General features: G+C 65.1%; 12 protein-coding genes. 7 read left to right on the top strand and 5 right to left on the bottom strand.

What is annotated here, in order from left to right; genetic code table 11:
* Nucleotides 1-298: 298 nt before the first annotated feature.
* Nucleotides 299-742, bottom strand: a complete 444-nt coding sequence (locus BFF76_RS31885) for an ATP-binding protein (protein WP_079122527.1) — start codon at nt 740-742, stop codon at nt 299-301.
* A 201-nt stretch (nt 743-943) separates the two neighbouring features.
* On the opposite strand from BFF76_RS31885, the gene BFF76_RS29015 reads away from it, so the two are divergent.
* Together BFF76_RS29015 and BFF76_RS29010 are read left to right on the top strand one after the other, a co-directional pair.
* Nucleotides 944-1,804, top strand: a complete 861-nt coding sequence (locus BFF76_RS29015) for a helix-turn-helix domain-containing protein (protein WP_065849414.1) — start codon at nt 944-946, stop codon at nt 1,802-1,804.
* Nucleotides 1,801-1,992: a DUF397 domain-containing protein gene (locus BFF76_RS29010; protein ID WP_065849413.1), complete on the top strand. Its 192-nt coding sequence runs from the start codon at nt 1,801-1,803 to the stop codon at nt 1,990-1,992. The genes BFF76_RS29015 and BFF76_RS29010 overlap by 4 nt, the downstream gene beginning before the upstream one ends.
* A gap of 94 nt (nt 1,993-2,086) precedes the next feature.
* Here BFF76_RS29010 and BFF76_RS32775 read toward each other — a convergent pair whose 3' ends face one another.
* Complete coding sequence (locus BFF76_RS32775; protein WP_141695690.1) at nt 2,087-2,899, bottom strand: hypothetical protein; 813 nt, start codon at nt 2,897-2,899, stop codon at nt 2,087-2,089.
* Nucleotides 2,900-3,115: 216 nt separating this feature from the next.
* Here BFF76_RS32775 and BFF76_RS29000 point away from each other — a divergent pair, with 216 nt between their 5' ends.
* The 5 genes from BFF76_RS29000 to BFF76_RS31880 all read left to right on the top strand — a co-directional run bounded on the left by BFF76_RS29000 (nt 3,116) and on the right by BFF76_RS31880 (nt 9,561).
* A complete protein-coding gene (locus BFF76_RS29000) occupies nt 3,116-3,799 on the top strand; it encodes a hypothetical protein (protein WP_065849411.1) in 684 nt (227 codons plus the stop codon).
* 93 nt (nt 3,800-3,892) lie between these two features.
* Nucleotides 3,893-5,317 carry a ParB N-terminal domain-containing protein gene (locus tag BFF76_RS28995; RefSeq protein ID WP_065849410.1) on the top strand — a complete coding sequence of 475 codons (1,425 nt, stop codon included), beginning with the start codon at nt 3,893-3,895 and terminating at the stop codon, nt 5,315-5,317.
* A gap of 2 nt (nt 5,318-5,319) precedes the next feature.
* Nucleotides 5,320-7,143 carry a DEAD/DEAH box helicase gene (locus BFF76_RS28990; RefSeq protein ID WP_065849409.1) on the top strand — a complete coding sequence of 608 codons (1,824 nt, stop codon included), beginning with the start codon at nt 5,320-5,322 and terminating at the stop codon, nt 7,141-7,143.
* Entirely contained in the window at nt 7,118-7,897 is a 780-nt protein-coding gene (locus BFF76_RS34785; protein WP_079122525.1) for a protein NO VEIN domain-containing protein, read from the top strand. The genes BFF76_RS28990 and BFF76_RS34785 overlap by 26 nt, the downstream gene beginning before the upstream one ends.
* 368 nt (nt 7,898-8,265) lie before the next feature.
* Nucleotides 8,266-9,561, top strand: coding sequence for a DNA cytosine methyltransferase (locus tag BFF76_RS31880; RefSeq protein WP_079122526.1), 1,296 nt, complete (start codon nt 8,266-8,268; stop codon nt 9,559-9,561).
* Here BFF76_RS31880 and BFF76_RS28980 read toward each other — a convergent pair.
* From BFF76_RS28980 to BFF76_RS28970, 3 genes are read right to left on the bottom strand one after another with little or no spacing between them, the layout of a single operon-like run.
* Nucleotides 9,496-9,954 carry a very short patch repair endonuclease gene (locus tag BFF76_RS28980; RefSeq protein ID WP_079122524.1) on the bottom strand — a complete coding sequence of 153 codons (459 nt, stop codon included), beginning with the start codon at nt 9,952-9,954 and terminating at the stop codon, nt 9,496-9,498. The two genes, BFF76_RS31880 and BFF76_RS28980, sit on opposite strands and share 66 nt — an antisense overlap.
* Before the next feature lie 22 nt (nt 9,955-9,976).
* Nucleotides 9,977-12,907, bottom strand: coding sequence for a Z1 domain-containing protein (locus BFF76_RS28975; protein ID WP_065849406.1), 2,931 nt, complete (start codon nt 12,905-12,907; stop codon nt 9,977-9,979).
* A gap of 42 nt (nt 12,908-12,949) precedes the next feature.
* A complete protein-coding gene (locus tag BFF76_RS28970) occupies nt 12,950-14,479 on the bottom strand; it encodes an ATP-binding protein (RefSeq protein WP_065849405.1) in 1,530 nt (509 codons plus the stop codon).
* Nucleotides 14,480-14,647 lie beyond the last annotated feature (168 nt).

The raw sequence follows: 14,647 nt of genomic DNA, 5'->3' as shown, positions 1-14,647 counted from the left end.
GGGTGGGGGCGATGCCGGTGAGGGGGAGCGGGAAGGTCATGTCCCGGGCGTCGGCCGATAACGGGTGGGTGAGGGTACCCGCATACGGCGTTGAGGTGAGGCTGGGCCCGGGGTAACACCGACGCACGATGTTCGGCAAGCTCAACGGCAGAAGCCGCCAGACCTAGTTGTCGACCGTCACCTCATACATGTTGATTCACGGCAGCCTGCGAACGTGGGGGGGGCAGACACGCGGTCACGTGTGCGTGGACTGGTGGCCGAGGCTGCCGTACTCGGCGGCGCGTCAGCAGGTGGGCATTCAGGTCCTTGAAGATGGAACGTATTCCGCCCAGACCGTTTTCCCCGGGCCGACGCGGTCCCGAACACCCCAGCGGGTGGCGAGGGCTGTGACGAGGACAAGGCCACGGCCGTGGTCAACGTCCGGGGCACCGACGGCAGGGGCAGGGCGGGCGGGGTGAGTGTCGGACACCTCGATTTGGATGACCCCCCGCTCGTGGTCGCAGTGAAGACGAAGGCCGAAGTCCCGGCCGGGTACGCGACCGTGCAGGACGGCGTTTGCAGTGAGCTCGGCGACGATGATCGTGACTGCGTCGTGGTCGTCTGTTCCGCGAGGGTGCCCCCATTCGACGAGCTGAAGCGCGGCAAGCAGGCGTGCGAGGCGCGCTCCGCGCCGCGTGGCGGAGAACCGCTGGACAAACACGCCCGAGGGGGAGATGGGGGGTTCAGTGCGCAAGGCTGGCATGCGGACCAGGCTGGTCGAGGCGTGTGGGCCGGCAGTAGGCACGGGACCGATACAGATCGACTTGTACCGGTGCACGCACTGGACTGGGAGAGTCACGGTACGTAACCATCAATCCAGGGGTTGGTGTGGCGCAACGCGGACGACGCAGTTTGCACGGGTGGGCCCCGCAGGTGGGCTCGGCACAGGGAGAGGCGGCCGCGAATGGCTACGGACAACGGCGGTATCAGGAGCGGTGGCGGAAGCGGGGGCGAGCCGGAGTCGTCCGACGGCCTCAAGACATTCGGGGCGGTACTCAAGGCGCTGCGGGACGAAGCGCGCCTGACACAGGAGCAGTTCGCACCTCTCGTGCAGTACTCGGCGGCGTACATTGCCAAGATCGAGCAGGGTAAACGGTTCCCGCCGAGGGACCTGCTGGACCGCTCGGAGGAGGTACTGGGCGCTACAGCGGCACGCGTGCTGGGGGCAGCGGCAAGAAGCCTGACGCGGAAGGTGGGGTTGGCGTCGTGGTTCTTGCAGTGGGCGGCCATCGAGGAGGACGCAATCTCGCTCTTCTCCTACGAATCCAGCGTGATTCCAGGCCTCCTGCAACCTGAGCCGTATATCCGCGCGCTCTTCGACCGGCGCTTGCCGCCCCTCGCAGAGGAGCAGTTCGAGCATCAGGTCACCGCCCGCCTGGAGCGGCAGCGTCTCTTGGCAGCGCGGCCTAACACAACGTTCAGCTTCATCATCGAACAGGCGCTGCTGGAGCGCCGCATGGCGGGCGCCGAGGTTACGCGGACACTCATCGACCACCTGCTCGCAGCAGGTCGCTTGCGGAACGTGGAGATTCAGGTTATGCCGCTGATCCAGGAGGACCACTCAGGCTTTGAGGGTCCGCTCTCCCTGGCTGAGACTGCAGAGAACCGGTGGGTGGGATACGTCGAGGCCCACGACAGCAGCATGCTGATCACCGACCCAAAAGTCGCAAGCGCCATGCTTCAGCGCTATGGCAAAATGCGCTCGCAGGCTCTGAGTCATCAAGCCACCACGGGTCTGCTGGAGCAGATGCGAGGAGCGCCATGAGCACCACCGAACTTGCTTGGTTCAAGAGCAGCTACAGCGGTGGCGGCGGCGGCAACTGCGTCGAGATCGCCGTCGGCCCTGAAGGCGTACTGGTCCGAGACTCGAAGGACACGCACGGGAAGGCTCTGAATGTCTCTCCGCGCGCTTGGACCGCCTTCACAGTACTTGCTGCCGACTCGCACTCCTGAGGGAGGAAGCGTGCGCAGGTTCACCCAGTGACCCCGGCCCATGCTGCGGAGCGCGTCTGGAGGCGCACCCCATGAGGCCGCTTCCCGGGGAAGGTTAGCCCGCAGCCCGCGTTGCCGCAGTGAGCATGAACGTGACGTCGTCGTGTCGGCCGGCCCCGTTTAGCGCTGCAGCGACGTTCAAGACCGCCTGCCTGTCTGTCCGTTCTGCAACATTGATCAGTATTGCCTCCGCGGCATCGTGCAAACCGGCCGTGCGGCAGGAGCGGACAGCCACCAAGATATCCGCGGCCGAGTAGGACGTGCCCGCCTGCCAGAGCAGGAAGCCAGCGTCCCGCTTCTGGCCATCGGCCAGGTATCGGGCCACCACTCCAGTCTCGGACCAGCTGAGTTCCGCCGCGTCTGCGGGGTGCCGGTCCCCCTCGACTCGGGGGACCGGCACCCCGGCGCGTTCCTGGGAGATCGGAAATCCGTGCCGCCGGACTTGACGGCGAAGGTGACGCGCTCGCACCAGATCGGGATCCTTGACACTGCGCGAAGCCGGCCGCTGTGGCTCTGCCTGGGTGGTTGCGGTTGTGGCCGGGTAGCCCACGGAGCAGCACGCGCAGTGCTTCTTCTTGGCGTGAATACGAAGATCAAGAAGGAACTCCAGAGTGTGCGGCAGTGGGCCGCTGCCCGAGGCGTCCTTTTCCACAACGGCGTAGAAGCCACACAGAAGTGCTTCCTCAGGGATGCGGCCGCCGTTCAGATGGTTGGAGAGGGTGGTTGGCTCCTGGTGAGCGTCCCTGGCGATGTCGGCCTGTGTTCGAGTGCTGCACTCCCGGATCTCGCGCAGTGCTGTCACTAACGCCCTGTGCGCGGCGGTGATGCCAGACGGCAGCTCTTTCCATGTCCTCGGCTTCGGCGTCACGCACGGCTTCCGTTCGTCGTCAGGGCAGCGTTGATCACTAATTGTGTGCCACACGGGCGGATTTCGGCAGCGCATGGATGTTTTCCATAACCCCTCGAAAGCTTGCAGAACCTGGCGTGATGGGGCGTCAAGCAGCAAGAGTGGTGGAGTCAGCGAGGGGTGCCAGAGGACTGGCATTCGGGACTGTCGTGCATCTGACGTAGCTGGGGGCTGTGGATGACTTTGCCGTCGTGGGAGAACGAGAAGCTGGGCACGATGAAGAGGGCCGCGTTGTGGCTGGTCAATGTTGTGCAGGAGGGCGGCACCTTCACCAAGGAGGACGTCAAGGGCGCCTTCCCTGGCGTCAGTCAGGCGGATCGCAGGGTGCGTGACCTGCGCGACCACGGGTGGAAGATCGATACCCACCGGGAGGATGCGAGCCTGAGCCAGCACCAGCTGCGGTTCGTCGCGGCGGGGCAGCCTGTCTGGGAGCCGGGCAAGGCCACCAAGAGCAGCTCGGTCATCACGGACACTCAGCGGCGGACGACTTTGACCCGTGACGGCAACCGCTGCCGGTCATGCGGGATCACGCCTGGGCAGACCTACTCCGGAACCTTCGAGACCGCGCAGATCGACATTGCCCGCCGGAAGGTGAAGCTGCCCAACGGCACCTCGTCGGTGCAGCTCATCGCAGAATGCAATCGCTGCCGCGTGGGCGGCCGCACTCTGGAAGCAGATCTCGCTGACGTGCTCGAACGCGTCCAGAAGCTCGGCGGACTGCAGTTGCAGACTCTCAAGGACTGGGTCTCGGCTGACGAACGTGAGTTCAGCGTCGTGGAGCGGGTGTGGGCGGACTACCGCACGCTGCCGGCGGAGGCGCGTGACAAGGTCCGCGAGTCCCTTGGCCTGCCCCCCGCCTGAGTTCCATCCGTAGAGCCGGGGTGGGGCTGCTGCCGGCAGCAGCCCCACCCCTGAGCCCAGTCAGACCCTTCGCCAGCCAGAGGAGAACGAGCTGTGATCAAGAACGACGGAGACTTCGGCTTGCCGCCGTACGCCGCCAAGAACCGGGATGTCGTGGAGCAGCGTCTCAGCGACGTATCTGCCGGCACTGGACTTCAGGAGACCCTGACGATCGAGTGGCGGACGAAGCCGCAGGTAGTGCAGGTCATCGACATGCCGGTGAACTCGCTCTATTACAACCCGGGGACTCACCGGATCAGGGCACAGCGCAGCTACGACCCCCAGCTTGACCGCCGGCTTGATGAGGACCCCTGGAGTGACGACAGCCAGAAGTACCTTCAGCACCTGCTCCAAGCGGAACCTTCTGACCCGTCTAAGAGAGACAAGGATTTCGACGCACTGAAGCAGAGCCTTGCTGACTTCAAGCAGAATGAGCCGGGGCTCATCACCCGCGAAGGCATCCTGGTTAACGGCAACACCAGGGCGGCAGCCCTGCGCGAGCTGGGCGTCGAAAACATCCGAGTGGCTGTACTGCCGGACTCCTGCACCTGGGCAGACATCAACAGGGTCGAACTTTCCCTTCAGCTCCGCCATGACACCCGGCGGCCTTATTCGTACATCAACAGGCTCCTCACGATCGATGAGCAGGTGGAATCGGGCCGCCCGCTCAAGGAGGTCGCTCGGGACTTCCGCATCAGGGAATCGACAGCTGAACAGGACCTCTGGGTGCTCGCCTGCCTCCGGGATCTGAGCGACAGGTCTTCGGCCGGCGACGTGCATCTGCGGCTACTGGACTTTGAGGACGCACAGGAGAGGCTTCGAGAGGTGCACCGCGCCTTCGCTAAGGAATCGAAGGCTGATGCGCAGAAGGCCGAGCTGCTCAAGGAGAACCGTCTAGCCGCCATCGTGATGAACTTCTCCAAGACTGACGTCCGTCTCATCGAAGCTGATTTCCGTGGCCGCTACTTGGAGCACCGGCTGCCAGACGAACTGAAGGCGGCTCCTGCTGCGCCCCCCGCGCGTGTGATCCCCGGCATCAACCGTGCTGTTAAGGCCGAGGTGCCCCAGGTGGCTGCGGCTCGTGCCTTCACTGACTCGGTGCTCCGCGCGAAGGCGGTAGTCCGGGCGAAGGAGAAGGTGCCTTCGGCCCAGCTGGATGCGGCCACGTCTGTTTTCGAAGCGGCGCACAAGGCGGTCGAGGACGCACTTGAGCCTGCTGGCAAGGATGCTCGTGTCCGCAAGCGCAAGCAGGCGGCCCCCGATCGCCTCAACGATGCCTGCCAGGACATCGAACAGTGCATCACTGACATGGTGCTGGCGAGCGCATCCCGCAGCTTGGACGAGGAGGCACTGGACGAGGCAGTTCTCAAGTTGAAGGCCACCCTGAAGAAGTTGGCCCAGGCCACCACGCAAACCATCGAAGTGCCCGGCGAGGGCGTCGAGTGGCTGCGTGACGCGGTTCGGCAGGGACAGGCGTGACCATGACGGCTGCGGAATCATCCTTGCATCTCGGCCTTGATGTCACGCGGACCAAAGCTGTGCTGCGTGCGAGCGAACAGTGCCGCAGCGACCTGAACCGGCTTGCAGCCAGATTCCCCGGCGGGCTGCGCGACCGCCTTGCCCTTGAGCTGACTCTCGATGACTTCCTGGTCGGCATCGACGTCCTTGCTGACTGGCCGCACCCCGAGTCCGTTGTCTGGACGGATGAGCTGAGCGCGCTGGTCGGAGAAGTACTTGATGATGCCGATCGAGCGGAACAACAACTTCAGGCACCTCGCTCGGACGCGGTGTGGGATGCCAGTGCCGTGCAATCGGCCCTGGGGCCGACGTGGCGTGCCGACCTCACGGAGTTTCAACGCCGGGACATCGGACGGCTGCTGTCACTGCAGCACGGGGCCAACTTCAGCGTTCCTGGAGCTGGAAAGACCCGGGTCGGGCTGGCGGTGTACGCAGCCATGCGTGAACGCGGCGAAGTCCGTCGGCTCTTGGTTGTAAGCCCGAAATCCGCCTACGAGGCGTGGCTCACTGAGAGCGAGCTGTGCTTCAAGGAGCCTCCGCTGACTGCTGTCATGGGGAAAACCCCCGACGGTATGGCCGAGATCCTGGTTGTCAACTATGAGCGTCTCGACAGGTCGCTCGCCTCGCTGGCGACCTGGCTGAGGGGCGCGCCTTCCATGATCATTCTTGATGAAGCGCATCGGATGAAGCTCGGGGCTCAGGGAAAGTACGGAAGTGCCTGCATGGCGCTTGGACCGCTGACCCGGCGACGTCTCATTCTCACGGGAACTCCGGCTCCGAACGGGGCTCGCGATCTGGAGAACCTGCTGTCGTTTGTCTGGCCGGGGCATGGCCGGAGAGTGGTCACACAGGCTGTCGCAGGTGGTGATCTTGCCTACGCAAGCTCGGTACTGAGGCCTTTGTTCACGCGGACGACGAAGAAGGAGCTGGGGCTGCCCCCGTTCGAGACGCGCATCCGGCGCCTGAAGATGCCGGAGCTGCATCGTGAGGTGTACGACGCCTTGGTGGGGCGATTCACCACAAGGGCGGAGGCGTCGCGTGATGACTTCGACGCCCTGGGCAAGGCGATGCTTCGCCTTCTCATGGCAGCCACTAGTCCAGCACTGCTTATCGAGGGCGGAAGCCGTTATGAGCCGCTGACTTACCAGGTCCCGCCGCTGGAAGTGCCTCAGGGCGAGTCGCTGTATGCCCTCATGGGGAACCTTCCAGCGCACGAACTTTCTCCCAAGTACAAAGAGGCCCTGAATATTGTCGCGACGAATGCCGCGATGGGTCGGAAGACCCTGGTCTGGACGACCTTCGTGCGCAGTATCACGACCATGGAGAGCCTGTTCGAGGCGTATCAGCCCGCCGTGGTGCATGGTGGCACTCCCGACCGGGAGGAGCAGATCAGGCGCTTTCGCGAGGATCCTGACTGCCATGTTCTCCTGTCCAATCCCGCCACCCTCGGGGAAGGAATCAGTCTGCACCATGTCTGCCACGACGCTGTGTACGTTGATCGTGACTTCATGGCGGGTCGGTTCCTTCAGAGTCTGGACCGTATTCACCGGCTCGGACTGGCGCCTGGTACTCAGACCCGCGTCACCGTGCTCGCGGTCGAGGGCACGATTGATGAAGTGGTGGCGATGAGGCTGGAGGAGAAGCTCGAATTCATGGGGCGGATCCTCGATGACCCGTCTGTGCAGCAGTTGGGGGATCTTGAGGATGAGCCGTCCGGAGCGGCAGGCATGGATATGGCGGATGTCCGCGCGTTGCTGAAGCATGTCGATGCCGTCGCTGGCCACTGAGTCCACGCGCCGCGCGGCGCTTCGCTGGCTCAGGGAGTTGCGGGTGGCTGGGGTGCCGCGGGTACGGGTGCTCTTTGCGAACCATCCATGCTACGCGGATCTCACGCCGGCGCAGTACGCCGAAGGCTTCTCGTGGCTCAGGCGTATGGGCATGGTGACTGCGGCGGGGCGGCCTGTCGTGGAGGTAAACGATGGCGAGTTGTGGGATGACGTAGCAGTAGGCGCAGTTCCTCGCGTGCTGTGGAGCCAGGCTGCTGAAGACGCGAAGAGGGTCGTCGGAGCGGCTGGCGAACAGGCGCTGCTTCGGCTCTTACGGCAGGGCGGAGTGCCGCACGTCAGGCATGTGGCTGCGGAGTCAGACGCCTACGGATACGACATAGAGGCAGCCCGGTCCGTGTCTGAACGCGCACACATTGAGGTCAAGGCCACCACAGACCCGACCCGTCTGGTGGTTCACCTGACGCGTCATGAGTACGAGGTCATGGCGGCGGATGCCGATTGGTGTCTGGCCGCAGTTCTAGTCGGCAGTGACGGGAGCGCGGCGAGCGTCGCCACTGTGGACCGAGGGTGGCTCCACTCGGCTGTTCCTACGGACCAGGGCAGGGGCGGCCGCTGGGAGTCAGCGCGGTTGACGGTTCCGGCTTCCGCCCTGACGCCGGGACTGGCTACGGAGGCGGGGGCGCTGCTGCCCGAAGGGCTGCTGCCGAGCGCTCCCGTCTGGGCCTTCCAGTCGTCACCCTTGGCCTCTGCCTGAGCCAGGACCAGACGCTCGGACGCCTGCTGAGCTGTCAGATGACGCGAAACGGAGCGGATTGGAGCGCTTGTTCGAATACACTGTCGATTGCCAAGTCGTCCGCCCCCGCAGTGTCGGCTTGCCTCGACGCCTTGCTTGAGGGCGGCGATATGGGGCCGGTGCTTCTCGGGCCTACGCCTTGCGGTCCGAGGCCCGGGTAGGCTCTGCGCGTATCGCGTCTCATACTTTGAGCCGAAGCGGTTGCTCGCGGGCTTGGGTGCTCGGCCCGCGTGTGGGTTCGCCTCGACGCGACACCTGCTTTCTGTGTCAGCCAACCGTACGAAGAGGAGCCTGAGCCGATGGGCCTCCAGTCCCACCAGGAGGACCCGATGGGTCCCAGTGATGACGTGCTGACCTCGATCGAGATCTGCGCGGGGGCCGGAGGGCAGGCTATCGGCCTTCATCAGGCTGGTTTTAAACACCTTGCGCTTGTGGAAATCGATCCGCATGCTGCGGAGACCCTTCGGAGCAACATTCGCAGCCTGAAGGAGTGGAGCTGGGAAAGGGAATACTGTGACGTCATTTCTGGCGACGTTAACGATTTCTCTCCCATTCCCTTCGGTGAGGGTCGTGAATCCGATGTGAAAAAGGGTCAAGCGCACCTCGGGAAGCCGCTCGCTCGGGGAGATCTTGACCTCCTTGCTGGCGGCGTGCCGTGCCCCCCGTTCTCGCATGCCGGAAAGCAGCTAGGGAAGGATGATGAGCGAGATCTCTTCCCGCGGATTCTTGAGCTAGCTGATGAGCTTCACCCTAAAGCGGTAATGATTGAGAACGTTCGCGGTATCAAAGACGCGAAATTTGAAGACTATCGCACATACATTGAGGCACGCCTTCAGGGGGGCTGGGCCAAGCATCCCGTCACGGGCATCACCGGGAACTTCGACGGGCTCGGCTATGAGGTCTGTGAGTGGGAAGTGCTTGAGGCCAGTGATTTTGGTGTGCCTCAGCTGCGTCCAAGGGCGGTCCTTGTGGCTATCCGCAAGGATGTGCTGGATGACATTAAATTTGTGTGGCCCACCGCTACAGGAAGCCCTAGGAGTGCCTTCCGTGCGCTTGAGGAGTCCATGGACCTCAGGTATGCGCCATATCTTAAAATGAGTGGAGATGTGGCCCGCCTGGCAAAGCAGCGGCTTGATCAGTGGAAGGAGAAGGCGCAAAAGGCCGAGAATAGAAAAGACTTCGGTGTTGCGCCCACGCTGGTTGGCGGTTCGAAAAAGCATGGCGGTGCCGACCTCGGCCCGAGTCGCGCGAAGGCAGCCTGGGCGCTTCTGGGTGTCTCGGGGGTTGGTGTCGCCAACTCGCACGACGAGAGCGTGAAGAAGAAGAGTCAGGACAGGGACCTGTTCCGGGAGACCGGGCCTATGCTCACAGTCGAGCAGGCCGCGATTATTCAGGGGTTCCCGGACAACTGGAAATTCTCTGGCGGTAAGACGGCACAGTACCGGCAGGTCGGCAACGCTTTCCCGCCGCCTGTCGCGGCCGCAGTGGGCAAAGCGATCGCGGATGTGCTGCGCGCTGCCCATGAGCGCGACCGTCGCAAGTCTGGCCCCGAAGGCGTTCTACCCGGTCAGGTCTCGTCGGCGTTCGCGGACAGTATCGACGATCGTGAGAGCGCACGCGCCTGAGTCCTGGTGCTCCCAGAAGCGCAGAACCAGCCAGCCCGCCTCGGCGAGGCGTTTGTCGGTATCGCGGTCCCGGGCCATATTCCGGGCGACTTTGTCTGACCAGTAGCCGGGGTTGGTCTTGGGGGCGACGTAGTGCTCGGGGCAGCCGTGCCAGTAGCAGCCGTCGATGAATACGGCCACCTTCGTCGGACGGAAGACCAAGTCTGCCGTCCGGCGAAGGTCCGGCAACGGTCTGGCAGCGACCCGGTATCGCAGGCCGTTTGCGTGCACGAGCCTCCGGATGAGCCGCTCCGGCTGCGTATCGCGGCTGCGAATTGCCTGCATGTTCCTCCTGCGCGCCGCAGAAGAGGCCCACGAACCGTTTGGCGGGGTCCAGTCTGTGGGCTCAGGCACCGGAGTCACTCCAGAATCATTGTCATGGCACTTCAATAGTGGCTTCCCCGCGACGGGACGAGTCGACGGCCCGGAAGCGAACGTAGGGTACCGACTTCCCTGCGGCGCTGGCGGCTGGGATGAATGCCGCTGCCAGCACCACCTTGGCCGGATCGATACTGCGGCCAGTGACGAGACGTGCCGGATTACCGAGATCAGGGTCGACTACCGGGTACAGCAGCACGGCTCCGCGGCGCGGCCGATGGAGCTGAGACGCGAACGGGTCGTCATCGCTGAGCGGGCGAATGCCGGCTATGCGCTCAGCGGACTGTCGGTGGGCCACACCCGAGATGCGGTTGAACACGCCGCGCGCGTTCCGCTGGCGCTGTACCAGGGTGATGGGCTGACTTCCGACGATGCTGGCTGCAAAGCTTGTCGGTCCGGAAGTCTGGGGAAGGATCAACGTCCAGTCTTCGGTAGCACAGCCAGCTTCGCTGGCGTCCCTGAGATAGGCCAGGTGCGGAGCGAAGAGGTCTGGCCGGCCCCAGGCAAGGCTGCTCATGATGCCGAGCAGCTGGGCGTGGCTGAGGACCGCTGTTTTGGCTGGGTAGCGGGTGAACCCGCCCCGGTCATCGTCGGCGAGAGTGACGAACACGGCAATGTCCTGGCTCAGGGCCTCAAGGGCAGGCCGCCAGATCTCCGTATTCTGCCGCAGCTCCGCCGCCCCCGTCGGGTACGCAGTCGGCTCCACCCACTGCCCCGGTGACCGGATCTCCACCAGCTCCGCGTTGAACATCTTGTTGCGGGCCGCCGGCTTGAGCCACGACAGGTGCTGCGACACCAGCGGCGGGATCTGGGCCGGGGTGACCTGGGGCTTGCCGTCCACCAGGGTGGCGTAGCGGGTGAGCTGGGTGCGGAAGGTCTCCTCGTCGCGGCAGATCGCCTCGAACGCCTCGTACAGGTCGACCGTCTTCTTCTTGCCCAGCGGCTCCTCGCGGCCGATGTAGAGGCGGACCAGGTCGCGGTACCCGGGGCGGAAGCCGAACCAGCGGCCCATCTGCATCAGGGTGTCGGCCTGCTGGGTCCGGCGCCGGTAGTACGTGACCGTCAGGCCCTCCACCGTGAAGCCACGGGAAAGCTTCGTGCCGCCGACCAGGATCTTCCAGACGTGCGGGGTGCGGTCGAAGTCGAGGTCGGGCTGCTCGTAGTCCCGTTCGGTGTCACCGTTGACGATGATGACCGGCTGGCCGCCCGAGTTGATGAGCTGGCGGGCACGCGAGACGTACGGCTTGAGCTCGGTGTACGAGGCAGGGGTGGGCAGTTCCTCGTCGGCGTACCGCCCGAAGTCGGCGTCCAGCAGAGCGGCGAGCCGTGCATGGCCCTCCTGTCCGGTGTAAGCGGACTGGTGCCACATGGTGTTGATGCGCAGCGCGAGCTCCGCGTGCTCTGCCATGCGGACCGACTCGTGAACGAGCATTGTGTGGTGACGGAACGGGCCCTCGGGTACGCCGCGATCCGCCCGGTAGAGCTTCAGTGCGCCGGTCAGGACGAACGAGTCCAGTGCCTCCTGGAGACGGTCACCGGAGTCTGCGTAGACCCCGCGTACATGCGTCTCCTCGGCGGTGCCCTCGGAGTCGAGGTCGTGGAAGTCCTGCACTCCCATGTAGCCGGTCGGGCGGGGGAGCGAGATCAGGAAGTCCTTCGGGAAGATGTCCTCCTCGTCGCCGGGGTCGACGAAGACGTTGGCGAACGGCGTCGCCGTGTAGCCGACGTACTGGGCGCGGGGGAGGAGGCCGAGGAGCTGGCAGATCTGTCCGTTGATCGCCTTCCGGTCGACCTTCCCGCCCTCCCACTTCTTCGGGTCCGTCGTGTTGACCGATGCCTGGTCGGACTCGTCGTCGATGATCAGAGTCGGGATCTCCGAGAGGATCGGTCCGATCTTCTTCAAATCCTTGATCAGTTTGTCCAGTACGGACTTGTTCTTCTTCACGACCATCACGCGTGCCGCGGCATGGTGCAGGTTGGCAGGGTCGTGCAGCGGCTGGGTACGGATCTGCTTCTCGAACTCCAGAGCACGGATTCCGTTGGACAGGCTCTTGTAGTCGTCGTCCCGTGTGGTGAGACGCTCGATGTCGAAGGACCCGAATGTGGAGGGGCGGCCGCCGTGACTGACGAACTTCGCGGGCCAGTCCTCGTCATCCTGGTAGTCGATGCCGATCAGCGCGTCCGCGTCCGACGGATCGGCGCCGCGCAGGATGTTGTCCCGTCCTATCAGCTCCATGTCCAGGCGGCGCTGGGTCTGGCCGCGGAGAAGGTTCAGCGTGCCGCCGAGGACGATGACCAGGCGGTAGCCCGCGTCGATGGCCTTCGCCGTGACACCCGTGAAGTTGGCCGTCTTGCCTGACTGGACATAGCCGACGACCAGCCCCCGCGCCCCGTACGCCTCGGTGCGCGTGGGGTCCGAGAGGCGCTCGACCACTGCGTGGCTTGCCTCGTCGAGGCTTGAGACGGCCGCGTCCGACCAGCCCTTGCGGCGCAGTAGTTGTTCGTAGGAGTTCCAGTAGAAGGAGCGGGCCGCCGCCATGTCACGGGAGTACCAGGACGTGAACTCCCTGCTGATGACCGTCGCGCCGGGCTCCTTGAAGACCGGTACGGCATGGTCGAGGACCTTGCGCAGGTCGGCGCCGAAGCCGAGGCGGTTGAAGGTGTCCGTGCGGCGGGCGTCGGTGCGGGGCGGTGCGGTGGACCAGTCGGCCTGTTCGGCGAGGTCCCAGGAGGTCAGGGTGCGGTGCCAGAGCGCGGTGAGCTCGTCCCCGGGGCCTGCGGCCGCTATCCGGTCGTGGAAGTGGCCGAGGGCGGTGTCGGTCGGCTCGTCGGTGTCCGAGAGCACGAAGGCCAGCTTCGCGAACGGCTTCGGCCCCCGCCGCATGGCGGCCAGGACATCGCCGTGCAGGTTGAGGAGGTGATCGGTCATGGTGGGTGCGGCTTCCTGCGAGGACCGGTGGGGGCGGGGCTGTCAGCGGGACAGTTCGCAGCGGGCCGCCGTGACGAGGACGGTGTTCCACAGGGCGATCTTGTCGGCGCGTACGGCCGTGACCCGTGACTTCTGGAAGATCTCCTCGACCATGAGGTAGAGCATGCTCTTCACGACCGGAGCGTCGTTGAGGCCGCCCCTGCGCCCGCCGTTGAAAGCCGGCCGGTACATCTTGTTCAGCCTGATCTCGCGTTCGTCGCGGTCGAGTTCGAAGAACAGGTCCGGCCCCAGGGAGGCCCAGCGGAACGTGATCGGGTCCTCTCCCTTCAGCTCCGGCAGCTCGTCCCGGAGCGCCCGCCGCAGTTTCGGATCGAGGCCCTTGCCCGCGGGGATGACCGCGTCGCGGGTCACTTCGGTGGTCCGCTTGGCGGCTTCCCGGTACGTCGTCTGAGCCTCCTGGACGTACTCCGTGAAGGTGCGGCCCGCTGTGTCCGTCGCCTGCTCCAGCCCTCGCGCGAAGGCCGGAGTCACCGTCACGCCGTCCTTCTTCACCGTGAGGCTGAAGACGTCGTTCGGCGCGGCCGGCAGGTCGATCGCGATGCGGGCGAGCGCGAGGTGGCCCTCCGGGCTGCGGGTGCTGTTCCAGCCGCCCGCCTGGACGAGACGGTCGTTGCGGTAGATGTAGAAGCCCTGCCGCTCGGCGAGCGAGCCGATTCCCCGGAAGCTGACCAGCGGGGATTTCGGCGGCCAGATGTGCGCGGTCAGAGCCACCTCGCCGACGCCTTCGACAGAGGCGGTGTACGTCCGCGGGTAGCCGGCCCGGCCGGGAAGCCGGTAGCCGAACGGGTCGATCGGCTCGACTCCGCGGTGGTCGAGCTCCTCCTTGGTCGCCACGTCCTCGACGACGATGTCGACGTTGAAGGCGTCGCCGGCCAGGAAGCGGTGCAGGTGGAGCCCGAGGTGGGTCTCCAACTTCTCGATCGTGTCGTTCAGATAGCGGTCGGCCTGCCCGGAGGTGACCGTGTCGAATGCCCGCACCTTGTCCCAGCGGACGATCGTGCCGTGCCATTCGATCAGCCCGTCGTAACGGTCGACGAGGTCCTGGCAGTACCCGGGGTCCACGATGTCGCAGGTGAAATCCGCCTGGGCGCGGGCCGTCAGCCACCGGCGGCCGGTGGACGGGCTGCGCCGGGTGCGGCTGATCACTGTGAGGGAGTCGGCATGCGAGAGGGACGCGGCTTTGAGGCCCGCTCCGAAGTGGCCGAGCGCGCTCTCGCCGTAGTCCTGCCGGCCGCCCACAGTCATCGCGGTGTCGAGAGCTTCGTCGTTCATGCCACGCCCGTCGTCGACGACCAGGAGGCTGACCAGCCGGTCCTCGTTCCGCAGGAAGCTGATGACGACGTTGCGAGCACCCGCGTCGATGGAGTTGTCGACGAGGTCGGCGATCGCCGCCTCGAAGCCGTACCCCTGATGCGTCAGCGATTCGACGTAACGGGCGGCGGGAGGCAGCCGCTTGCTTCCGGCCGTCGGGATCTCGTACTGCCAGTCCGAGGACGGCTGGTAGGGCGGCATGGTTTCCTCGCACAGACGGAACGGGGCCTGTGTGGGGTGGGCGGCCCGGAGCTGGTTGTTGAATGTGATCGTATTGCAAAGGTGCGACATAGGGGAATCCCCGGTGAATTCAGCCAACGGCTGGTATTCGAAAGGAACTTCAGAGCCCTTACCTCCCCACGCTCCCCT

This window comes from Streptomyces mutomycini, assembly GCF_001700505.1.
In the GTDB taxonomy this organism is placed as follows: Bacteria; Actinomycetota; Actinomycetes; order Streptomycetales; family Streptomycetaceae; genus Streptomyces; species Streptomyces mutomycini.
The sequence above is the reverse complement of the archived record's forward strand: the minus strand, read 5'-3'. Positions and strand labels throughout refer to the sequence as shown.